This window comes from Microbacterium sp. NPDC090003, assembly GCF_044748385.1.
Taxonomy (GTDB): domain Bacteria; phylum Actinomycetota; class Actinomycetes; order Actinomycetales; family Microbacteriaceae; genus Microbacterium.
Map to the genome: position 1 here is coordinate 1,616,214 of NZ_JBIVFW010000001.1, position 22,372 is coordinate 1,638,585.

At 69.7% G+C, this 22,372-nt stretch carries 16 protein-coding genes; 9 read left to right on the plus strand and 7 right to left on the minus strand.

The features are described from left to right. Positions 1-7 precede the first annotated feature (7 nt). The 3 genes from ACIPVN_RS07745 to ACIPVN_RS07755 form a co-directional block, all read right to left on the minus strand. Entirely contained in the window at positions 8-1,189 is a 1,182-nt protein-coding gene (locus ACIPVN_RS07745) for a sensor histidine kinase (RefSeq protein WP_400441662.1), read from the minus strand. A 104-nt stretch (positions 1,190-1,293) separates the two neighbouring features. Further along, positions 1,294-1,533 (minus strand): YbdD/YjiX family protein, encoded by a 240-nt coding sequence (locus ACIPVN_RS07750; RefSeq protein WP_400441665.1) that lies wholly within the window; start codon positions 1,531-1,533, stop codon positions 1,294-1,296. A 1-nt stretch (position 1,534) separates the two neighbouring features. Next, complete coding sequence (locus ACIPVN_RS07755) at positions 1,535-3,817, minus strand: carbon starvation CstA family protein (protein ID WP_400441668.1); 2,283 nt, start codon at positions 3,815-3,817, stop codon at positions 1,535-1,537. A gap of 183 nt (positions 3,818-4,000) precedes the next feature. Here ACIPVN_RS07755 and ACIPVN_RS07760 point away from each other — a divergent pair, with 183 nt between their 5' ends. The 5 genes from ACIPVN_RS07760 (at position 4,001) to ACIPVN_RS07780 (ending at position 10,761) form a co-directional block, all read left to right on the plus strand. Then, a complete protein-coding gene (locus tag ACIPVN_RS07760; RefSeq protein ID WP_400441670.1) occupies positions 4,001-6,556 on the plus strand; it encodes an ABC transporter in 2,556 nt (851 codons plus the stop codon). Positions 6,557-6,625: 69 nt separating this feature from the next. Continuing rightward, positions 6,626-7,171, plus strand: a complete 546-nt coding sequence (locus ACIPVN_RS07765) for an ECF transporter S component (RefSeq protein ID WP_400441673.1) — start codon at positions 6,626-6,628, stop codon at positions 7,169-7,171. Between the two features lie 193 nt (positions 7,172-7,364). Further along, positions 7,365-9,056, plus strand: a complete 1,692-nt coding sequence (locus ACIPVN_RS07770; RefSeq protein ID WP_400441676.1) for an ABC transporter ATP-binding protein — start codon at positions 7,365-7,367, stop codon at positions 9,054-9,056. Next, on the plus strand, positions 9,053-9,874 hold the full coding sequence (locus ACIPVN_RS07775) for an energy-coupling factor transporter transmembrane component T family protein (RefSeq protein ID WP_400441679.1): 822 nt from the start codon (positions 9,053-9,055) through the stop codon (positions 9,872-9,874). The genes ACIPVN_RS07770 and ACIPVN_RS07775 overlap by 4 nt, the downstream gene beginning before the upstream one ends. An 11-nt stretch (positions 9,875-9,885) precedes the next feature. Further along, positions 9,886-10,761 (plus strand): siderophore-interacting protein, encoded by an 876-nt coding sequence (locus tag ACIPVN_RS07780; protein ID WP_400441682.1) that lies wholly within the window; start codon positions 9,886-9,888, stop codon positions 10,759-10,761. Positions 10,762-10,890: 129 nt separating this feature from the next. On the opposite strand, the gene ACIPVN_RS07785 is transcribed toward ACIPVN_RS07780, so the two are convergent. Next, entirely contained in the window at positions 10,891-12,054 is a 1,164-nt protein-coding gene (locus ACIPVN_RS07785; RefSeq protein WP_400441685.1) for an acyl-CoA dehydrogenase family protein, read from the minus strand. Positions 12,055-12,195: 141 nt separating this feature from the next. Beyond that, positions 12,196-13,128, minus strand: a complete 933-nt coding sequence (locus ACIPVN_RS07790; protein ID WP_400441687.1) for a M15 family metallopeptidase — start codon at positions 13,126-13,128, stop codon at positions 12,196-12,198. Positions 13,129-13,247: 119 nt separating this feature from the next. On the opposite strand from ACIPVN_RS07790, the gene ACIPVN_RS07795 reads away from it, so the two are divergent. The 3 genes from ACIPVN_RS07795 (at position 13,248) to ACIPVN_RS07805 (ending at position 15,192) form a co-directional block, all read left to right on the plus strand. Next, positions 13,248-13,391, plus strand: coding sequence for a hypothetical protein (locus ACIPVN_RS07795; RefSeq protein ID WP_400441690.1), 144 nt, complete (start codon positions 13,248-13,250; stop codon positions 13,389-13,391). Positions 13,392-13,452: 61 nt separating this feature from the next. Continuing rightward, a complete protein-coding gene (locus ACIPVN_RS07800; protein WP_400441693.1) occupies positions 13,453-14,592 on the plus strand; it encodes an Rv2578c family radical SAM protein in 1,140 nt (379 codons plus the stop codon). A gap of 60 nt (positions 14,593-14,652) precedes the next feature. Beyond that, positions 14,653-15,192 carry a YaeQ family protein gene (locus ACIPVN_RS07805; RefSeq protein ID WP_400443334.1) on the plus strand — a complete coding sequence of 180 codons (540 nt, stop codon included), beginning with the start codon at positions 14,653-14,655 and terminating at the stop codon, positions 15,190-15,192. Between the two features lie 395 nt (positions 15,193-15,587). Here the strand turns inward: ACIPVN_RS07805 and ACIPVN_RS07810 are convergent, their stop codons facing one another. Further along, positions 15,588-17,855, minus strand: coding sequence for a DEAD/DEAH box helicase (locus ACIPVN_RS07810; RefSeq protein ID WP_400441696.1), 2,268 nt, complete (start codon positions 17,853-17,855; stop codon positions 15,588-15,590). Between the two features lie 263 nt (positions 17,856-18,118). Here ACIPVN_RS07810 and ACIPVN_RS07815 point away from each other — a divergent pair, with 263 nt between their 5' ends. Continuing rightward, complete coding sequence (locus ACIPVN_RS07815) at positions 18,119-19,006, plus strand: aldose 1-epimerase family protein (protein WP_400441699.1); 888 nt, start codon at positions 18,119-18,121, stop codon at positions 19,004-19,006. A 108-nt stretch (positions 19,007-19,114) separates the two neighbouring features. Here the strand turns inward: ACIPVN_RS07815 and ACIPVN_RS07820 are convergent, their stop codons facing one another. After that, complete coding sequence (locus ACIPVN_RS07820; protein ID WP_400441702.1) at positions 19,115-22,369, minus strand: efflux RND transporter permease subunit; 3,255 nt, start codon at positions 22,367-22,369, stop codon at positions 19,115-19,117. Positions 22,370-22,372: the final 3 nt, after the last annotated feature.

Below are 22,372 nucleotides of genomic sequence, written 5' to 3' on the forward strand. Positions count from 1 at the left end.
CCGCACCTCAGTCGTTGTCCGGGTCGTTCAGCGGCTGCGACTTGGGCACCCGCATGCGCACCAGGGTACCGGCGCCGGTGTTCGTCTCGACGACCAGACCGCCGTCCGCGCCGTAGAGCTGGCGCAGTCGCGTGTCGACGTTGCGCAACCCCACGTGCAGGCCGTCATCGGCCGCGGTGAGGGTGGAGCGCAGGGCATCCGGATCCATGCCGACGCCGTCGTCCTCCACCGTGATCTCGGTATGCGTGGCGTCGTCGCGCGACACGATGCGGATCTCTCCCCCGCCCTCGCCCGGCTCGAGCCCGTGGCGCACCGCGTTCTCGACGAGCGGCTGCACCGAGAGGAACGGGATCACGGTGGCGAGCGTCTCGGGCGCGATCTGCAGGGTCACGCGCAGACGCTCGCCGAAGCGGGCGCGCTCGAGCTCGAGATAGGAACGGATGCTCTCGAGCTCGTCTGCCACGGTCGTGAACTCGCCCTGTCGCCGGAACGAATAGCGGGTGAAGTCGGCGAACTCCAGCACGAGATCGCGCGCACGGGCGGGATCGGTCGTGATGAACGAGGCGATCGCCGTGAGGGCGTTGTAGATGAAGTGCGGCGAGATCTGCGCTCGTAGCGAGCGCAATTCGGCCTCGGCGAGCTGGGTGCGCGAGGCGTCGAGACCGCCCAGCTCGACCTGAGCCGCGCACCAGTCGGCGACCTCTTCGGCAGCGCGCACCAGCGCCGCCCGCACCGGCGCGGCGAACGCGACGACCACGCCGATCACGTGGCCGTCGACGACGATCGGCGCACCGACGCCCTCGAGATGGTCGTCGGCGGACTGCGACGGGAAGACCTGCCGACGACCGGATTCGCGCACGCGTGCCGCGATCCGCACGGCCGCGGCCTCCAGCCCGTCGGGCGCGCCGTCGAACGAGACGGTGTCGTCGGCGGCGACGATCGCGACCGCGGCGCTGCCGAGCAGCACGCGCAGGTGGCGGGCGGCCTTCACGACCTCCGGGGCCGACAGCCCCGCGCGCAGGTGCGGAGCGGCGAGACTCGCGTGATGCAGCGCCCGCAGAGCCGCCTGCTCGCCCTCGCTGCCGAGATCGGCCGCGCCGCGCGCGAGGCGCCGGGCGAGCAGCAGGAGCACCGTCAGCGCGATGCCGCCGAGAACGCCCAGCACGGCGGCGAGAACCACATCGGTCATGGCATCAGCCTAGGCAGGGTGTCTCGTGGGGACGCTTCGCCAGGCTCAGCGACCCAGTGAGGCTGGGTCCCTGAGCCTGTCGAAGGGCCCGCCACGCGCGCGGGTCAGCAGCACCGGGCGCCGGGGTTGCGATCCTGGTCGTCCATGCGCTGCCGCCAGAACTGGCGCTCGGTCATCGGGTCCTCGTCCGGATGATGACGACGGTGATGGGCGACGTAGGTCGCGTAGGCCGTGTCGCCCATCAGCGTCGTCATGTACCAGCGGATGCCGCGCCCGACCCGCGCCGCGGCACCGAGCAGTGCGCGCAGCGGGGTGGACGAGGCATCCGTGTGCTGGATCACCATGTCAATGACTCGAGACCTTGCGCTCGTCGGCGAGGATCGGCTCCCACTGCTTCTCGAGCTCGCGCTCGTCGGCGTTGGGCAGGAAGCCCGCTGGGGCGAACCGGCGCGAGGCGACCGGTTCATCTTCGGTGTTCTCGCCGCCGCCGTTGCGGATCGCCCGGACGGTGACGACGATCGCCGCGATCATGACGATCAACGCGAGCGTCACGAAGATGATCGAGAGCGTGCCCTGCACGGCCGTGTTGCGGATGACCGCTTCGAGCACCTCGGGCTCGCCGAGCGAGGTGTCGCCGGTGTTCAGCGCCTCGAGATAGCGGAAGTGGTTCGCCCAGTATCCGATCGCCGGGACCGGCGAGAAGATCTTGTAGAGCGAGGCCGTGACCGTAACGACCGCGGTGAATGCGAGCGGCAGCCCGATGATCCACAACCACTTGACGTAGCTGCGGCCGCGCTTGGCGACGATCGCCATCACCACGGCGAGCGCGATCGCGGCGAGCAGCTGGTTCGCGATGCCGAACAGCGGGAAGAACGTGTTGATGCCGCCGAGCGGGTCGGTGACGCCGAGGATGAGGATCGCTCCCCAGCCGGCCACCATGATCGCCGTGCAGATCCACACGCCGGGCCGCCACGAGACGTCGCGGAACTTCGGGAACCAGGCGCCGATCGAGTCCTGCAGCATGAAGCGGGCGACGCGGGTGCCGGCGTCCACCGCCGTGAGGATGAACAGGGCCTCGAACATGATCGCGAAGTGGTACCAGAACGCCATGAGCGCCTGCCCGCCGAGCGCCTGCTGCATGATGTGCGCGAGCCCGAGCGCGAGGGTCGGGGCGCCACCGGTGCGCGAGACGATCGACTCCTCGCCGACCGCCTGGGCCGTGCCGGTGAGCATCTCGGGGGTGAGGTTCACCCCCGTCAGACCCAGCGAGTTCACGAAGGCGACCGCTCCCTCGACCGTTCCGCCCGTCGCCGCAGTTGGGGCGTTCATGGCGAAGTAGATGCCCTGGTCGATCGAGATCGCGGCGACGAGCGCCATGATCGCGACGAACGACTCCATGAGCATGCCGCCGTAGCCGATGAAGCGCGTCTGGCGCTCCTTCTCGACGAGCTTGGGGGTCGTGCCGGAGGCGATCAGGGCATGGAAACCCGACAACGCTCCGCACGCGATGGTCACGAACAGGAAGGGGAACAGGGGACCCGCGAACACCGGCCCCATGCCGTTCTCGCCGAAGATGCTGACGGCGGGAACCGTGATCTCCGGGCGCACCAGGATGATGGCGCCCGCGAGCATCACGATCACGCCGATCTTCATGAAGGTCGAGAGGTAGTCGCGGGGAGCGAGCAGCAGCCACACGGGGAGCACCGCCGCGATGAAGCCGTAGATGATGATGCCCCAGGCGATCGTGGTGCGGTCGAGGTGGAAGATCGCCTGGCCCCACTCGGTGCCGGCGACCCAGCCGCCGCCGATGATCGCGGCCATGAGCAGCACGAACCCGATGATCGAGACCTCGGTGACCTTGCCCGGGCGCAGGAAGCGCAGGTAGATGCCCATGAAGATCGCGATCGGGATGGTCATCGCCACCGAGAAGACGCCCCAGGGGCTCTCGCCGAGGGCGTTGACGACGACGAGCGCGAGGATCGCGACGATGATCAGCATGATCAGCAGCGAGGCGATGATCGCTGCGGTGCCGCCGATCCGCCCGAGTTCCTGACGGGCCATCTGCCCGATCGTGCGGCCCCCGCGGCGCATCGAGAAGAACAGCACCGTGTAGTCCTGCACGGCGCCCGCGAGCACGACGCCCACGATGATCCAGATCGTGCCCGGCAGGTAGCCCATCTGCGCGGCGAGCACGGGTCCGACGAGGGGGCCGGCACCGGCGATCGCGGCGAAGTGGTGCCCGTAGAGCACGCGGCGGTCGGTGGGGACGTAGTCCTTGCCGTCCTGCTTGACCTCGGCCGGCGTTGCGCGGCGGTCGTCGGGGCGGGTGATGTACTTCTCGATCACCTTCGAGTAGAAGCGGTAGCCGATCAGATAGGTGCAGACCGCCGCGAAGACGAACCAGATCGCATTCACGGTCTCGCCGCGCACGATCGCGAGCATCACCCAGGCGACGCCGCCGAGCAGGGCGATCGCCGTCCAGATCAGGATCTTCGGCAGGGTCCAGCGCCGGCTCTTCTCCTCGTGTTCGGGAGGAAGGGCGACGGGTGGGAGTTTCGGGTCGGTGACGATGATGGGCTCGTCATCGACGGTTCCGGCGCCGCGTCGGCGCGACGAAGGTGCGGTCATGGGGTTCTCCTCGGGGTGCGCGTCATTGCGTTCCCCCACGCTAGGAAACGGGCGCGGGGGTCGAGGAGCGGGAGCGGATGCCGTGCGACGAGCGGCATCGACGATGCGACGAACGGATGCCGCGGCATCCGTTCCTGAACGGCACCCAGGGCGATGTCCGACGTCGCGGATACACTCGCCACGATGCCCTCCCCCTCTGAGAACGCACCCGACTCGTTCGTCCGCGTCCGCGGGGCGAACGAGAACAACCTCCGCTCCGTCGATGTCGACATGCCACGCGATCGGATCGTCGCGTTCACCGGAGTCTCGGGATCGGGCAAGTCGTCGCTCGCGTTCGGCACCATCTTCACGGAAGCCCAGCGCCGATATCTCGAGTCGGTGGCGCCGTATGCGAGGCGGCTCATCCAGCAGGGCCACGATCCGCACGTCGAATCGATCTCGGGCCTGCCCCCGGCGGTCGCCCTGCAGCAGCGGCGCGGCGCGCCCAGCTCGCGATCGAGCGTCGGCACCGTGACGACGCTGTCGAACTCGTTGCGCATGCTCTTCTCCCGGGCGGGCACGTTCCCGGAGGGTTTCACGACCCGGCTCGACTCCGATGCGTTCTCTCCCAACACCGTCGCCGGAGCCTGCCCGGAGTGTCACGGCATCGGCGTCGCGCACACCGTCACCGAGGACTCGCTCGTGCCCGACCCTTCGCTGAGCATCCGCGAAGGTGCGATCGCCGCCTGGCCGGGCGCGTGGCAGGCGAAGAACCTGCGCGACATCACGATCGCGCTCGGCTACGACGTCGACGTCCCCTGGCGGGATCTTCCCCCCGCCGATCGCGAGTGGCTGCTCTTCACCGACGAGCAGCCGGTCGTGCAGATCACCCCGCAGCGCGACCGCGTGGCCAAGCCCTACAACGGCATGTTCTGGAGCGCCAAGAAGTACGTCTTCCACACGCTCGCCGACTCGAAGAGCCAGATGATGCGCTCGAAGGTGCTCCAGTTCGTCCGCTCCGGGCCCTGCCCGCTGTGCGGGGGCACCGGACTGCGGCGCGAGGCCCTGGCCGTGACCTTCGCCGGCCGATCGATCGCCGAGCTCAACGCGCTCCCGTTGACCGACCTCGCCGACGTCATCCGTCCGACGACCCGGCTCACCGACACCGAGGTCACGCCGGCGCTTCCGACCACCCTGTCGGGCGAGCGCACCGACGTCGCCGTGGCGCTCACGACCGACCTGCTCGCCCGCATCGAGGTGCTCACCGACCTGGGGCTCGGCTACCTGGGCCTGGGCAGGGCGACGACGACCCTCTCCCCCGGCGAGATGCAGCGGCTCCGGCTCGCGACGCAGCTGCGGTCGGGACTCTTCGGGGTCGTCTACGTGCTCGACGAGCCCTCGGCCGGTCTGCATCCCGCCGACGCCGAGCAATTGCTCGATGTCCTCGAGCAGCTCAAGAGCTCGGGCAACTCGGTCTTCGTGGTCGAGCACAATATGGACGTGGTCCGCCACGCGGATTGGATCGTCGACGTCGGTCCGGGTGCCGGCGAGGGCGGCGGTCACGTGCTGTACAGCGGCGCGGTTCCAGGGCTCGCCGATGTCGAGGCGTCCGTCACTCGGCCGTTCCTGTTCCCCGACGCGCACGCGGCATCCCTGACGCGCCGCGACCGCCGCGAGGCATCGGCGTGGCTCACGGTCGAGGGCGTCCGCCTGCACAATCTCGCCGACGTCGACGCATCCGTCCCGCTCGGCACCCTCGTCGCCGTGACGGGCGTGTCGGGGTCGGGCAAGTCGACGCTCGTCAGCCGTGTGCTCCCCGAGGTCGTCCGCGATCACCTGCGGGCGGACGACACCCCCGATGAGATCGACGACGCTCCGAACGATGCCGGAGGCGACGACTCCCGTCCGACCGAGGCGACGGTGCCGGATGCGGGCGTCGATTCGCTGACCGTGCGCGACGTGCGCGGTCTCGAGCACATCGATCGTCTCGTACGGGTCGACCAGAAGCCGATCGGCCGCACACCGCGCTCGAACCTCGCGACCTACACGGGCCTGTTCGATGCCGTGCGCGCGGCCTTCGCCCGCACCGACCTCGCCCGCGAGCGCGGGTACGGCGCAGGACGATTCTCGTTCAACGTCGCGGGCGGGCGCTGCGAGACCTGTCTCGGTGAGGGATTCGTCTCGGTCGAGCTGCTGTTCCTCCCCGGCAGTTACGGACGCTGCCCGACGTGCGACGGGGCGAGGTACAACGCCGAAACGCTGGAGGTCACCTACGACGGCCGGACCATCGCCGACGTGCTCGCTCTCACCGTCGAGCAGGCATCCGAAGCGCTGGCCTCGATTCCGGCGGCGGCGCGTAGCCTGCGCGCCCTCCTCGACGTCGGCCTGGGGTATCTCCGCCTCGGCCAACCCGCCACCGAGCTCTCCGGCGGAGAGGCGCAGCGCATCAAGCTGGCGACCGAGCTGCAGCGCGTGCGTCGGGGTCATACCCTGTACCTGCTCGACGAGCCGACCACCGGGTTGCACCCCGCCGACGTGCAGCGGTTGCTCGCCCAGCTGCACACGCTCGTCGACTCCGGAGACACGGTCGTGGTCGTCGAGCACGAGATGGATGTCGTCGCTGCGGCGGACTGGGTGATCGACCTCGGGCCCGCGGGAGGAGACGCGGGTGGCCGGGTCATCGCCTCCGGCCCCCCGGAGCAGGTCGCGCAGAGCTCCGCGAGCCGCACCGCGCCCTACCTGGCCGCACGGCTGCGCTGACCGTCGGTGCCGTGCTTTTACACGGCTGCCTCGGCATCCGCGCATCCCGCGCGCAAGTAGGCTGAAACCGTGGCCCGAACCTCTGCTCTGCCGACCCGCGTGCTGCTGATCTGCGCCGCGATCGGCGTCGCGACCGGGCTCATCGGAGGCATCGCCGGATGGGTCACGCCGATCCTGCTCGCGAGTCCTCTTCTCTTCCTCTACGGCCTCGTGCTCGGCTCGCACGTGCTGCCGGGGATCATCGCGCAGGAGGTGCTGCGGCGCCCGTTCGTGGCCCTCATCACGCACCTGATCGCCGCCCTCGTCTCGAGCGCGTTCAACCCGGCCTGGGCGCTGCGCTTCATCGGCACGGCGCTGCTGTTCGGCGCGATCCAGGAGGGCGTCGCCGCGCTCACCCGATACCGCGTGTGGGGCGCCTGGCGCTTCTTCATCTCGGCGGCACTGATCGGCGTCGTCGTGGCAGTCGCCGTGTTCTTCGCCGCGCACCTCGGCACCATGCCGCTGTGGGCGCAGATCGCATACCTCGCGATCTCGGTGCTCGGGCCCATCGCGTGGACCGCGATCGGCCTCGCGGTCGGAGCGGCCCTCAGCCGCGCCGGCGTCGCCCGACGCTGAGTCCGTCGTTCCCGGCATCCGTCGCGCTTGACTCTCCGTGAGGGGTCAAAACACGCCTCAGCGAATGCCGGGCGTGAGGCGTGTCTTGACCCCTCACGGATTCACGAACGCACGTCGCGAGGCCAGGTAAGGCTCGGCTAAGTTAGAGACGTACGTTCCACGAGACGTACGTCCACCGACCCGGGGTCTCGCCGTGCGCCCATCCGCGCCTCTTCTCCGCGTGCGTGATGTCTCTCTCACCCACGCCGATGCCGCGCACCCCTCTCCCCGCGACGTGTCGTTCGACATCCACCCCGGCGAGGTCGTGCTGCTGCTCGGGCCCTCGGGCTCGGGCAAGTCGACGCTCACGCTCGCGCTGAACGGGCTCATCCCGCACGCGCTGCCGGCGACGATGACGGGCACCGTCGAGGCCGGCGGGGTCGACACCGCCGACGCGCAGACCGCTGAATTGAGCACACGGGTCGCGATGGTCTTCCAGGATCCGGACGCCCAGATCGTCACGGGCACCCTGTACGACGAGGTCGCCTTCGGCCCCGAGAACCTGCGCCTGCCCGTCGCCGAGGTCACCGCTCGTACCGAAGACGCCCTGCGCCGCGTCGGATTGTGGGAGCGTCGCCGCGACAATCCCGACCGGCTCTCGGGCGGCGGCCGCCAGCGCCTCGCGATCGCCTGCGCCCTCGCGATGGGTTCGCCGTTGATCGTGCTCGACGAGCCCACCGCGAACCTCGACCCGCAGGGCATCGACGACGTCTACGCCGCGCTCGCCGACGTGATCGCCACGGGCGACCGGGCGATCCTGCTCGTCGAGCACAACCTCGACGCCGCCATGGGCTTCGTCACCCGCACGATCGTGCTCGACCGCGAGGGACGCGTCGCCTACGACGGCCCGGTCGCCGAGATCATCCGCGCGCACACCGACGAGCTCGTCGCGATGGGGGTGTGGCTGCCCGCGGCGACGTTGGCGGCACTGCGGCTGCGCGACGACGGCATCCGCCTCGACCCCCTGCCCCTGACACCCGAGGAACTGGCGGCGCAGCTGCCCCCGGCATCCGCTTCGCCCGCCGCGATCGATCCGCCGACGGATGCCGCGCACTCGGGCGAGGCGGTCATCCGGGCGCGCGGGCTCACCGTGCGTCGGGGCCGCACCGAGATCCTGCACGGCATCGACCTCGACCTCACCCCCGGAAGCCTCACCGCCGTCGTCGGGGCGAACGGGGCGGGCAAGACCACGCTCATCCAGGCGCTCGCCGGTGTCGTGCCGCCGCCGAAGGGGCAGGTCGATGTCGACGGCATCGACCCGGGCACGGCCGCTCCCCGCGACCTCGCCACCCGCATCGGCTTCGTGTTCCAGAACCCCGAGCACCAGTTCATCGCCCAGACGGTGTTCGACGAGCTCGCTCACGGGTTGGCCCTTCGACGGGCTCGGAGACCCGAGGGCGAGCAGATCACGGATGCCGAGATCAGCGGGCGCGTGACCGAGATGCTCGAGCGCTTCGGCCTCGCGCACAAGGCCGATGTGCATCCGTTCCTGCTGTCGGGCGGCGAGAAGCGCCGCCTGTCGGTGGGAACCGCGCTGATCACGCGCCCGCGCGTTCTCGCTCTGGACGAGCCGACCTTCGGGCAGGACCGCGCGCGGGCGACCGAGCTGCTCGCCCTGCTGCGGGGTCTGCGCGCCGAGGGCACCACGATCGTGATCGTCACCCACGACCTGCAGCTCGTCGCCGAGCACACGACGCACACCGTGATCCTCGCCGATGGGCGCGTGCACGCGAGCGGCCGCACCGCCGACCTCTTCCGCGACGAGCAGACCTTCACCTCGGCGGGCCTCCGCCTGCCCGCCCTGCAGCGGGTGCTCACGGCGCACGCACGGCGGGCCGAGGCATGACGGCCACGGCGTTCGACCCGTACGCCAGGATGACCGTCACCTCGCGGCATCAGTTCCTCTACGCACTCAACCCTCTCGCGAAGGTGGCGGGGTTCGCCCCCGCGATGATCTTCCTGGTGTTCGTGCGCGACCTCGCCACCCCGGCCGCGTTCCTGCTGCTCGCCTACGTGCTGCTGCTCGTCGGCGCCCGCCTCACCTGGCGTCTGCTCCTGCTGCTCGCGGTGCTGCCCCTCGGCATGGCCGTGATCGGCGTCAGCTTCTCGCTCTGGGTCGACACCGCGCTCGTCGGCGACACGACCCCGGTGGTGCGGATCGGCGACTGGACCCTCTACAGCGGAGCGCTGATGCTCGGTTTCGCCACGGCGCTACGCCTCGGCGCGATCGTCGCCCTCGCCCTCATCGGCGGACTCACGACCAGCGGACCCGACCTCGTGCGGGCGAGCGTGCAGCAGCTACGGGTTCCGTACCGCATCGGCTACACGGCGCTGGCCGCATTCCGCTTCGTGCCGCGCTTCGGATACGAGCTCTCGGTCATCCGCGCCGCACATCGCGTACGCGGACACCACGGAGGCAACGGCCCCTTCTCGCGCATCGCTCGGGGGTGGGGCTACATCGTGCCGCTGCTCGCCGGAGCGATCCGGCATGCGGAGCGCGTCGCCCTCGCGATGGACTCCCGGGCCTTCGGCGCACACCCCACCCGCACCGAGCGGCACCTGGTGCCGTTCCGCACGCGCGACACGATCTTCGTCGCGCTGAGCCTGGCGGCATCCGCGATGATCCTCCTCGTGTTCTTCCCCTGGCAGCCGCCCTCCCTCTGAAAGGCGCCCCGATGGCCTACAGCAAGCTCGTCAAGCCCGAGACGCAGGAGCTCCTGCACCTCACCGTGCTGCGCTCCGAGCGTCTCTCGCCGCACTGGATGCGCGTGACCCTCGGCGGCGGTGAGATCGAGAAGTTCCGACCGATGGGCTTCGATCAGTGGTTCCGCCTGTTCCTGCCGATCGGCGGCGACGCCGGACTCGACCGCGTCCCCGCCAAGGCGAACAAGATGTTCGGGTACCTGAAGTTCCTGCGCATCCCCGACGGAGAGCGCCCTGTGATGCGCAACTACAGCGTGCGCGCGTACCGCCCGGCCGAGGGCGATCGCGGCGCCGAGATCGACGTCGACTTCGTGCTGCACGGCTCGGCCGCCGACAGCACCGCCGGGCCCGCGTCGCGGTGGGCCGAGACCTGCACCCCGGGCGAGCACGTGCTCATCATCGACGAAGGCCTCACCTTCAACCCCGAGCGCGGCGTCGAGCGGGTGCTGCTCGTGGGTGATGAGACGGCGTTGCCGGCGATCGCCTCGATCGCGGCATCCGTTCCCGCCGGCGCCACCGGAACCGCGATCATCGAGGTGCCGTCGCTCGACGACGCCCTCGACTTCCCCCACCCCGAGGGGGTGTCGGTCGAGTGGGTGCTGCGCCCGCACGACGAGCAGCCCGGAGCCATCGCGCTGCAGCGGGTCGCAGAGCTCGATCTGCCGGCCGAGACGTTCCACACCTACGCGGCCGGCGAGCAGTCGCTCGCCTCGGGTGTGCGCAAGCTGCTCGTCGGCGAGCGCGGCGTCGACAAGAACACCGTCAGCTTCTGCGGTTACTGGAAGATCGGTGCCGCCTCCCCGACGTCGAAAGCCGCCCGCGAGGCCGCCGCCGAGCCGCTCCGATGAGCGGGACGGATGCCGCGCCTCGGCGCTTCCGCGCCGCCCCTCTCCGCCCGCACTGCGGGATCAGAAAAGCACGTTCACAGGGTCTTCTACGTGCGATTTCGATCCCGCACCCGCGAATCGCTCGGCCCGTCAGCGCTTGCCGGCGATCTGGCGGCCGACGATCTCACGCATGATCTCGTTCGTGCCGCCGTAGATGCGGTGCACGCGGGCGTCGAGGAACGCACGCGCGATCGGATACTCGGTGATGTACCCGTAGCCGCCGTGCAGCTGCACGCCCTGATCGAGCACCTCCCACTCGCGCTCGGTGGCCCAGAACTTGACCTTCGCGGCCTCCTCGGCCGACAGCTTGCCCTGCGAGTACGCGAGCAGCGCCCGGTCGATGTACGCCCACAGCGCGTCGACGGTCGTGGCCATGTCGGCGATCGCGAAGCGGCTGTTCTGGAAGTCGATGATCCGCTCGCCGAACGCCTCGCGATCCTTCGTGTAGGCGATGGTCCAGTCGAGGGCGGCCTGCGCGGCCGCGGCCCCCGCGACGCCGATCGACAGTCGCTCGAGCGGCAGGTTCATCATGAGCTGCACGAAGCCCTTGCCCTCGACCCCGCCGATGAGGTTCTCGTCGGGCACGAACACATCACTGAACGACAGCTCGGCGGTGTCGTGGCCCTGGAAGCCCATCTTGTGCAGCTTCTTGCCGTGGTCGAATCCCTCCATGCCGTTCTCGATGAGAACGAGGCTGAAGGCATCCGGCCGGTTGCCCTCACCGGTCTTGACGAATGTGACGACCAGGTCGGCGGTCGCGCCCGAGGAGATGAACGTCTTGGCGCCGTTGACGATGTAGCCGCCGTCGACCTTCTTGGCGGTGGTCTTGATGCCGCGCAGGTCGCTGCCCGCGCCGGGCTCGGTCATCGCGAGAGCGCCGACGACCTCGCCGGTCGCCATCCGCGGCAGCCACTTCTGCTTCTGCTCCTGGGTGCCCATGTGCACCAGGTACGGCACGGCCAGGTCGTCCTGGATGCCGAAGGCCCCGGCGAGCGACCCGGCACCGGCGGCGATGACCTCTTCGTTCACGACGGCGCGGAAGCGGTAGTCCTGCAGCATCCCGGCCCCACCGAACTCCTCGGGAACCGACAGGCCGATGATGCCGGCCTCGCCCGCCGCGCGCATGGTGTCGCGGTCGACCTCGCCCGCGGCATCCCACCGCTCGATGTCGGCGCCCGTCACGTGGCGCTTGACGAAGTCCTTGACGAGGTCGCGGAAGGCCTCGTGATCCTCTTCATAGATGTCGCGTTCCATTGCGCGTCCTCCTGAACGTCTCGGCGTCTTTGCTCTCGCGATTCTAGGGCGACGACGGATGCCATGACAGGACGTTGTGGGAATGCATCCCGCGCTTCGTGGTACTGGGTACCGCGATTGTGGGATGCCTCAGAGCGCGGCTCAGGGTTGGTAATCGGGCGCCGCGGGAAGGCCGAAGAACTCCTCGAGCGTGTGGAACCCGCCCGCGTGGTAGGCCGCGGCGAGGTCGCGGCCCACGTACCGCAGGTGCCACGGCTCGGGCGCGTATCCGGTGACACCGGAACCGCCGTCCTCGTAGCGCACGATGAAGCCGTACTCCCAGGCGTGAGCGGCGACCCAGTCGCTCTGCGGAGTGCCGCCGAACCCGTCGAGCCCGCCGCAGCCCAGCCCGCACGCGACGACATCGACCGCGAGGCCCGTCTGATGCTCGGAGTGGCCGGGACGCGCCGAGCCCGCATCCGCCACGGCCTGCCCCTGGTCGCGCACGTGAGACTCGTAGGTCGTGACCTGCAGGCCGTACGAGCGGTAGCCGTTGTTCGCACCGAGGCGTCCGACCCCGGCCTCGATCGCCGCGTTCGCCATGTCGCCGACCGCGGTCGCGACGTCGGCGCGTACCTGCCCGGATCCCGTGGTCATCTGCAACGGCACGTCGGCGAGGGTGCCGGGCGCGTAGTCGGCCGGATCGAGCGGGCGAGCCTTGTTGACGACGACCCACAGCCGTGCCGGGTCGGAGAGCGAGATGCACGGCGCGTTGCCCGCCACGACGGCGGCACGGAAGGCCTCACCGCCGCCGAAGCCGGCGACGGTGGCCGCGTCGTCGCCGGCGGCGAGGGAATCCTGCACGGATGCCTCGGCGCAGGGGTCGGCGGCCGGGGTGGAGGCGACGTCGACCGAGGGCACCTGCACGACCGCGACCGGCTCGGGCATCCGCAGGGCTTCGGGCGCCGAGGGCGCCGGTGCCGAGGCGAGCGAGAGGAGGATGCCGATGGCGGTCACCGCGACGCCGATCGGCAGCGCCGGACCACGGATCGGGGAGCGCGGAGCCGCATGCTGAGCGTGCGGCGATTCGGGCATGATCTCCATTCTGCCCCGATCCGCCGACGACGACCGCTATGCACGTTCAGACTGTGGGGAGATCCCCACCTCCCGGGGCCCACCGCCCTCTTCTCGATGACCGGACGTAGGCTGAGGGGATGAACGCTCACGTGCGGGATCCCCGGGTGTGCCCAACCTGCGGCGGCGCGTTGACATTCGAGATCCTCGACGACGAGCGCTTCCTCGTCGTCTGGTCGTGCGTGGAGTGCGGGCTCATCCGGGCGACCGAGCCGGCAGGATAGTTCTTCGTCTCTTTCTTCGAATCTCACTTGCGTTAACTTCGGATGCATGTTCGAATAAAGCATGCGTTGGCAGGGACAGAAGCTCGGAGAGACGGATGCCGCGGCGCTCCCCGGTCTCGAAGACCGGTCGAGCGTGCTGCGGTCGGTGACGACCCCCGAGTTCGCCGGGATGACCTTTCACGAGGTGCTGTCGAAGTCGGCGCTCAACCACGTTCCCGGCGCGTCGCGCATGCCGTTCGCCTGGACGATCAATCCCTACCGCGGATGCAGTCATGCGTGCGTTTACTGCTTCGCTCGCGGCACCCACGAGTACCTCGACCTCGACGGCGGATCCGACTTCGACTCGCAGATCGTCGTGAAGGTCAATGTCGTCGAGGTACTAGAGCGCGAGCTGCGCAAGGGCAGCTGGCAGCACGAGACGGTCGCCCTCGGCACGAACACCGATCCGTATCAGCGGGCCGAGGGGCGCTACAAGCTCATGCCCGGGATCATCGAGACCCTCGCGGCTTCGGGCACGCCGATCTCGATCCTCACGAAGGGCACGTTGATCCGGCGCGACATCCCCCTGCTCGTGAAGGCGGCGCAGCGCGTGCCGATCGACGTGCAGATGTCGATCGCGATGTACGACGACGAACTGCAGAAGGCGATCGAACCGGGAACCCCGAGTACGCAGGCGCGGCTCGACACCGTGAAGGCCCTGTCGGATGCCGGGTTCCCCGTCACCGTCTTCCTGATGCCGATCCTGCCGCACATGACCGACTCGGTCGACGCGATCGCGCATGCGCTCGAGCGCATCAAGGAGGCGGGGGCGCGCACGGTGATCTACGGAGCACTGCACCTACGGCCGGGCGTGAAGCCATGGTTCTTCCAGTGGCTCGGCGAGCACCGACCCGACCTCGTCTCGTCGTACCGCGGCCTCTACCCCGGCGCCTCCGCCGAGGCGCCGAAGCCGTACCGGCAGTGGTTGGCGAAGCGCGTGAAACCGCTGATCCGCGTGCACGGCCTCGACGCGCGCCACGAAGACGACTACCCCCGGCGCGGATTCCGTCCGGGACAGGGGCACGTCGACTCGATCTGGCGTCAGGACGGCGTGCAGAACGGCACGCCGAACGCCGGTCGCCCGAGTCCGGCCGTCACGTTCCGCACGACCGGTTCGGCGGCTTCGGCAGCTTCGAGCCCTGCGCAGCCCATGCTGTTCTGAGGCCGGGCGACGGCATCCGCTGGTCGGGGCGACCGCCCCCAGCCCGTAGGCTCGATGACTATGGCCATCGGCTCCACCATTCACACGTTCGACGTGCAGCTCGCCGACACCGATCGCGGCGTCTACGACGACTTCTCGCTGCGCGTCGCGCGGCATCCGTCCGAGACCGATGCCTACATGCTCACCCGCATGCTCGCCTACGCGCTCGAGTTCACCGAGGGCATCGTCTTCAGCGAGGGCATCTCGCAGACCGATGAGCCCGCTGTGCTCGTGCGCGATCTGACCGGCGCGATCACCGCGTGGATCGAGGTCGGCGCCCCCGACGCCGAACGCCTGCACTACGGCAGCCGCCTCGCCGAACGCACCGTCGTCTACACCCACCGCGACCCCGCGAAGGTCATGGCCCCCTGGGAGGGCAAGCGCATCCACCGTGCCGACGACCTGCGGGTCTACAGCTTCGACTCCAGGTTCATCGACCAGGCCGTGCCGCACCTCGCCCGCCGTAACACCCTCACGGTCACCGTCACCGAGCAGGTGCTCTACCTCGACATCAACGGCGCCAACCTCACCACGGCCATCCACGAGCACGAACTCGGGTAGGTCCCGCCGCTCGTGCGCGAGGGGCCAGGACACGCCGCAGCCCCGGCATCCGACACGGCGTGTCTTGACCCCTCACGGGCCCCGCTGTCCGCGCCCTCCGGAGGAGACATCTCGTTCCGCAGGAGCCTTTCGCGGATCCGTTCCTGCGTATCGTGCGATTTCCTTCGCAACGCGCGCACCCGCCACCGGCCCACCTGACTTTCGGAATCGGGCGAGACACTCTGCGCAGGCAGCCCTGCACTCCGGCATGTCGCCGCAGGACTCGGAAGTCGTGCGCACGAATCCCGCGCGAGGGGTCGGAAAAGGCCGGGTCGGATGCCTCCAACCCGGCCTTTCTTGACCCCTCAGATCACGGCCCCTCAGGCCACGCGACCTTCAGCCGCGCGGCCCGACGCTCAGCGGGTGAGCGCCTCGGCAGTCGGCGTGCGGCCGGTGATCTCGTCGATGATGTCGTCGTCGATGCGCGCGTTCTCGAACGGCGCGTCGATCTCGGCCCGGTCGAGCAGCTCGGTCATGCGACGCTGACGCTGACGCGTGATGAGCGTGACGACACGACCCGAACGACCGGCGCGGCCGGTACGGCCCGAACGGTGCAGGTACGTCTTGTACTCATCGGGGGCGTCGGCCTGCACGACCAGATCGATGTCGTCGACGTGGATGCCGCGGGCGGCGACATCGGTGGCGACGAGCACGTTCACGCGACCCGAGGTCAGACGCTCGAGGTTGCGGGTGCGCTTGGCCTGGTTCAGGTCTCCGTGCAGCGAGACCGCGGGGATGCCGGCGTCGTCGAACTGCTCGGCGAGCATGTCGGCGTAGGCGCGGGTGCGGGCGAAGACCAGCGTCTTGCCCTCGCGGTCGACGAGCGAAGTGAGGATGTCAGCCTTGTCGCGGTGCTCGATCACGAGCACCCGGTGCTCGATCGTGCTCGACTCCTGGTCTTCACCGGCGACCTCGTAGACGGCCGGGTCGACGAGGAATTCATCGACGAGAGCCGCGACCTCGCGGTCGAGCGTCGCCGAGAACAGCAGCTTCTGGCTGCCGTCGGCGGTGTGACGCAGGATGCGCTGCACGGGCTCGACGAAGCCGAGCTCGCACATGTGGTCGGCCTCGTCGAGCACCGCGATGCGGCAGTCCGAGAGGTCGAGCTTGCCCTGGTTGATGAGGTCTTCGACGCGGCCGGGGGTGCCGATCACGATGTCGACGCCCTTCTTGAGCGCGCCCACCTGACGGCCCTGCGGCACGCCGCCGTAGATCTGGGTGGTGAAGAGACCGACGCTGCGGGCGATCGGCTGGATCGTGCGGTCGATCTGCAGAGCGAGCTCGCGGGTCGGAGCGAGGATGATCGCGCGCGGCGACCGGCCGAACTCACGACGCTTGCCGGCCTGCGACTGCAGCACGCGCTCGACGAGCGGGGCACCGAAGGCGATCGTCTTGCCGGAACCGGTGCGTCCACGGGCGAGCACGTCACGTCCGCCGAGTACGGCCGGGATGCTGGCCGCCTGGATCGGGAACGGCGTCGCGGCGCCCATGTTCGCCAGGGTCTCGACGATGTTCGAGCCGAGGCCCAGGTCGCCGAAGCTCACACCGTCGACCTCGACGGCCGCGACGGACTTCGCCTCGAGGCGCTCGTGCACGACGTCGTCGGTCGGCTCGAAGGCCGCCTTCGGCTTCGCGTTCCAGTCGTTGCGGCCGGGGCGCGCGTCACGGCTCGGACGCTCGTCGCGGCGCGGGCGGTCGGTGCGGTACGCACCACCGGTCGAGGGACGGCTGCGCTCGCCCGGCGCGTCGTAGGAGCGCTGCGTGCGGTCGCGGTCGAAGGCGCGGCGTGCGCGGTCGGCGTCGTACGAACGCTCGGGGCGATCGGATGCCCCGCGGTCGTTGTACCGGGGGCGGTCGCCGCCACGGTCGTCACGACGCGGACGCTCGTCACGATCGAAACGGGGACGGTCGTTGCCGCGGTCGTTGAAGCGGGGACGGTCGACGTCGCGTGATCCACGCCCCTCGTCTCGTCGCTGCGCTCCGCGCTCAGGGGCCGGACGCGAGAAGGACCGCTGGTCGCGATCGAAACGGGGACGGTCGCCACCACGGTCGTTGAACCGCGGGCGCTCGGCACCACCACGGTCGTCACGACGCGGACGCTCGTCACGATCGAAACGAGGACGCTCGGCACCACGATCGTTGAACCGGGGACGCTCGGCACCACCACGGTCGTCACGACGCGGACGGTCGTCGAAGCGACGGCCGGCAGACGGGCGGTCGTTGTAACGGGGGCGCTCGGAGCCGCCCTCGAAACGGGAACGCTCGTCGCGACGGTGCGGCGTCTCGCGACGGCCGGACTCGGCGCGGTTGCGGATGCTGCGGGCCTCGTCGCGGCCGGCACGCTCCTGCGCACCCCAGCGCTGCTTCGGGGCACCCGACTCGGCCTCGGCCGGACGGTATCCGCGGTGGCCGGCGCTGCGGCTTCCGGGACGACGGTCGTAACCGCCCGCGGCGGGGGCGGAGCGGCGGTCGCCGGCATCCGATCGTCCAGCGCGTTCGTCGCGTCCGCCGTCGCGCGCACCGGCGCCGTGGTGACGGTCGTGGAAGGAGGTCTTGTTCGCGCCGTAGCGCGGCTCGAAGTTGCGAGCGGCTCGGCCGCCCTGGGGCTTCTTGTTCTTGGGCATGTCGGTGTCTTCTGTCTTTCGTTCTCGCACGAGAACAGCACGGCACACGCGGATGAGCACCCGTGGATGAGGGGTGCCGGACGCTCAGGGGCCGGGGCCATTCATGTGATGGTTCATGCGCGTCGATGGACGCTCACCATCGGCCCCTGGACTCACACTTCAAACAGGTAAAACGTCCGCGCACTGCGCGGGTGTCCGAAGCCGACCAGAAGAGTCTACCCGGTGCACCTGGGAGACTCCCCCTGCGGCCATACGATGGCGAGGTGAATCCCACCGGTATCCAGGTCTCCCTCCGCCGCGGCGACGTCACCGCGCAGATCGCCCAGGTCGGCGCCTCGCTGCGCGCACTGCGCATCGGCGACGTCGACCTGATCTCCCCATATCCGCTCGATCAGCCGACTCCCGGGTGCTCGGGCGTCGTCCTCGCACCCTGGCCCAACCGCATCCGCGACGGCCGATGGGACGACGCGGGCACGACGCGGCAGCTCGCCATCACCGAACCGAAATTCGGCAACGCCAGCCACGGACTCCTGCGGTTCACCGCCTACGAGATCGACCAGACGGATGCCGCGGCCACCCTGCGCGCGACCATCGTGCCGCAGACCGGCTACCCGTACCTCGTCGAGACCTCCGTCACCTACGCCCTCACCGACGACGGCGTCACGGTGACGCACACCCTGACGAACCGATCGGATGCCGCGGCCCCGGTCGCCCTCGGCACCCACCCCTACGTGACCATCGGTGACGTCGACCCGCACGACCTCGAGCTCCGCGTGCCGGCGGCGACCGCGTTCGACACCGACGAGCGGATGCTGCCCACCGGCACCCGTCCGGTCGAGGCGGCCCTGCGCGACGGCATCCGTCTGGGTGACGCGAAGCTCGACACGGGCTTCACCGACCTCGCGCGCGACCCCGACGGACGCGTGCGGCATTCGCTGACCGCGCCCGATGGCCGCTGCCTCACGCTCTGGCAGGGCGAGGGCTTCGATTTCGTGCAGGTCTACACGGCGACGAACTACCCCGGCCACGACCTGGCCGTCGCGATCGAGCCGATGACCGCTCCGGCCGACGCGTTCAACAGCGGACTCGGCGTCCGTCGCCTCGCTCCGGGCGAGACCTGGACCCTCGAATGGGGCCTCGCCCTGAGCTGACTCCCCCGGCGACCCTGTACCCAACTCAGGACGGACGCGCAGAAAGGCCCCGGATCCGACGCTTTCGCGCGGCTCCGGGGCCCTTCTTCCTGAGTCAGGTACGGCGTGTCACTGCGGCCGCCGCGGGCGCTCGCGCAGTTCCCGGCGGCTCAGCGTCGGCGCGTGGGGCAGAACGGATGCCTCGGCCTCGGTGAGCACCAGCTGATCCGCCGAAACGGTCGCCCCGGTCGCCCCGGACTTCTCCGACGAACCGGCGTCGGGGCCCTCGGGGGCATCCGGGTCGGAGCCCGTCGCCGCGGCATCCGATCCCCCACCCTTGCGGGCCTGGCGCCGCTCCTTGGCACCCTCGACGAGGTTGTAGAGCGTCGGCAGCACGACCAGCGTGAGCACGGTCGACGAGATGAGGCCACCGATCACGACGATCGCGAGCGGCTGCGAGATGAACCCGCCGTGCCCGGTGATACCGAGGGCCATCGGGGTGAGGGCGAGGATCGTCGCGAGCGCCGTCATGAGGATCGGCCGCAGACGCTTCTCGCCACCGGCCTTCACCGCCTCGACGGTCGACAGTCCCTTCTCCCGATACTGGTTGACGAGGTCGACGAGCACGATGGCGTTCGTGACCACGATGCCGATGAGCATCAGCACACCGATCAGCGAGGCGACGCCGAGGGGCACGCCCGTGATGATCTGCAGCAGGATCGCACCGGTCGCCGCGAACGGCACCGAGACGAGCAGCAGCAGCGGCTGGCGCAGCGACTTGAACGTCGCGACCATCACCACGTAGACGATGAGGATCGCGGCGAGCATCGCCAGGCCGAGCTGCGAGAACGAGTCGGCCTGCTGCGAGGCGACGCCGCCGACCTCGGCGGATGCGCCGGCGGGCAGGTCGACCGCGGCGAGCGCGGCGGTGACGGATGCCGTCGCCACGGCCAGGTCGTCGGATGCCGGCGGCACGGTGATCGTGGAGGTGCGCTGTCCCTGCTCGGTGGTGATCGAGGTGGGGCCGTTGCGCTGCTCGACGGTCGCGATGTCACTGAGGGCGACGACACCGAGGGGAGTCGGGATCGTGAGTTCGCGCAGCGCGTCGACCGTGGTGGGCGGCTCCGGGGTGTTCAGGTACACGGTCAGCGCGGTGTCGTCGATCTCGACGGAGCCGATCTGCTGCGGCCGCATCGTGTTCGAGACGATGGCGCCGACGGCGACCTCGGACAGGCCCCGCTGGGCGGCGGCCTCCCGGTCGACGACCACCGCGATGTAGGGCAGGGCCGCGGCGAGGTTGTCGCTCACCTGGTCGATGCCGTCGCGGCCGTCGAGCTCGTCCATCACCGCGGTGGTGGCGGTGGAGAGATCGTCGCTGTTCGACGCCGAGACCGTGATCTCGATGTCGCTCGAGCCGAACCCGGCCGACGAGGCGACCGACACCTCACCGACGTCCGACAGCCCGTCGATCGCATCCTGCACGTCGGCACGCAGCTTCTCCTGGTCGGCGCTCTCGTCGGTGAGCACCGAGTAGGTGACACCCGATGATCCGCCCGAGAAGGCGTCGCGCACCGAGGAGCCGCTCGACCCGATCGAGGCCTGCACGTGCTCGATGCCGTCGATGCCGTCGAGGGCGTCCTCGACCGCGATCGCGGCTTCCGACTTGGTCTCGAGGCTGGCCGTCGGGCCGAGATCCTGCGTGATGGTCATGGTGTTCTGCCCGGTGTCGCCGAGGAAGTTCTGCTTCATGAACGGGGCGGCGGCGAGGGTCGCTCCGAGCACGACCACGGCGAGCACGACGGTGACACCCGAGTGCTTGAGCGTCCAGCCGAGGATCGGGCGGTACGCCTTCTGCAGACGGGTGGGCGGGGCGTCCTGGTGCTCGGGATCGATGGCTGCGCCGTTCTCGTCGAGCAGGGGCTTGCCGGGTCGGAGGAACCAGTAGGCGAGCACCGGCACGATCGTCAGCGAGACGAGCAGCGAGGCGATCATCGCGATCGAGACGGTCATCGCGAACGGTCGGAAGAGCTCTCCGACCATGTCGCCGACGAACACGATCGGCAGGAAGACGGCGACCGTGGTGATGGTGGATGCCGTGATCGCCATCGCCACCTCGCGCACCGCGAGCCGGATCGCATCGCCCTTGTCGGCGTCGCCGACGTAGTGCCTCTTGATGTTCTCGATCACGACGATCGAGTCGTCGACCACTCGACCGATCGCGATCGTGAGCGCACCCAGGGTGAGGATGTTCAGCGAGTAGCCGAACGCCTGCAGACCGATGAAGGTGACGAGCACCGAGGTCGGGATCGAGATCGCGGTGACGAGAGTCGAGCGCACCGACATCAGGAACAGCAGGATGACGAGCACGGCCATCACGAGCCCGAGCAGGCCCTCGACGGCGAGTGTCTCGATGGACTGCTGGATGAACGGCGCCTGATCGAAGATGACGGTGAACGTGGCATCGGGGAACGCCTCGCCGATCTCGTCGAGGGCGGCGATGACCCCGGCCGACACCTCGACGGTGTTCGCGGCGGGCAGCTTCGTGATCGAGATCGACAGCGCGTCTTCACCGTCGACGCGGGAGATCGAACTGATCGGGTCGGACTCCTGCACGACGGTCGCGACATCGCCGACGGTGAGATCGGTGCCGACGAGCGGCAGGGCGGCGATCTCGTCGACGGAGGCGATCTTCGCGCCGGTCTGCACGGTGAGCGTCTCGCCGTTCTCGGTGATGTCACCGCCGGGGAACAGCGTGCCGTTCTGTTCGAGCGCATCGCTGATCGCCTGAGTGCCCTGACCCGCTGCGGCGAGCGCCGCGACATCGGGGGTGATGGTGATGCGCTGACCGACTCCGCCGACGATCTCGGCGGCGTTCACGCCATCGACGTCTTCGAGCTCGGGGATCGCCACCGTCTCGAGCTCGGCCTGGGCGTTGTCGGCGTCGTCGAAGCCCGACACGGCGACCTGGATCACCGGGAGGTCGTTGATCGAGATCGCGAGCACCTGCGGGTCGATGTCTTCGGGCAGCGTCGACGAGATGCGGTTGATCGCCTGCTGCATCTTCTGCTCGGCGGTCGCGAGGTTCGTGCCGTACGCGAAGCTCGCCTGGATGATCGAGGCGTTGGTGGTGCTCGTGGCGGTGGTCGACTCGAGGTCGGGCACGCCCTGGATCGCCGCCTCGATCGGCGTCGAGACGTCGTTCTCGACGACCTCCGGCGAGGCGCCGGGGTAGGTGGTCATCACGACGAGCGCGGGCAGCTCGAGCGAGGGGATGAGTTCCTGCTTGAGGTTGGTGAGCGCGAGGCCGCCGAAGACCGCGGCGACGATCGTGATCAGGGCGATGAGCGCGCGGTTCTTCAGGCTCAGGACGGCGAGTTTCGACAAGGC

Excerpts from the sequence above, each read along its gene's own strand:
- ACIPVN_RS07745 (WP_400441662.1), bottom strand. The coding sequence starts at position 1,189 with ATGACCGATGTGGTTCTCGCCGCCGTGCTGGGCGTTCTCGGCGGCATC.
- ACIPVN_RS07750 (WP_400441665.1), bottom strand. The coding sequence starts at position 1,533 with ATGGTGATCCAGCACACGGATGCCTCGTCCACCCCGCTGCGCGCACTG.
- ACIPVN_RS07755 (WP_400441668.1), bottom strand. The coding sequence starts at position 3,817 with ATGACCGCACCTTCGTCGCGCCGACGCGGCGCCGGAACCGTCGATGAC.
- ACIPVN_RS07760 (WP_400441670.1), top strand. The coding sequence starts at position 4,001 with ATGCCCTCCCCCTCTGAGAACGCACCCGACTCGTTCGTCCGCGTCCGC.
- ACIPVN_RS07775 (WP_400441679.1), top strand. The coding sequence starts at position 9,053 with ATGACGGCCACGGCGTTCGACCCGTACGCCAGGATGACCGTCACCTCG.
- ACIPVN_RS07780 (WP_400441682.1), top strand. The coding sequence starts at position 9,886 with ATGGCCTACAGCAAGCTCGTCAAGCCCGAGACGCAGGAGCTCCTGCAC.
- ACIPVN_RS07785 (WP_400441685.1), bottom strand. The coding sequence starts at position 12,054 with ATGGAACGCGACATCTATGAAGAGGATCACGAGGCCTTCCGCGACCTC.
- ACIPVN_RS07790 (WP_400441687.1), bottom strand. The coding sequence starts at position 13,128 with ATGCCCGAATCGCCGCACGCTCAGCATGCGGCTCCGCGCTCCCCGATC.
- ACIPVN_RS07795 (WP_400441690.1), top strand. The coding sequence starts at position 13,248 with ATGAACGCTCACGTGCGGGATCCCCGGGTGTGCCCAACCTGCGGCGGC.
- ACIPVN_RS07800 (WP_400441693.1), top strand. The coding sequence starts at position 13,453 with ATGCGTTGGCAGGGACAGAAGCTCGGAGAGACGGATGCCGCGGCGCTC.
- ACIPVN_RS07805 (WP_400443334.1), top strand. The coding sequence starts at position 14,653 with ATGGCCATCGGCTCCACCATTCACACGTTCGACGTGCAGCTCGCCGAC.
- ACIPVN_RS07810 (WP_400441696.1), bottom strand. The coding sequence starts at position 17,855 with ATGCCCAAGAACAAGAAGCCCCAGGGCGGCCGAGCCGCTCGCAACTTC.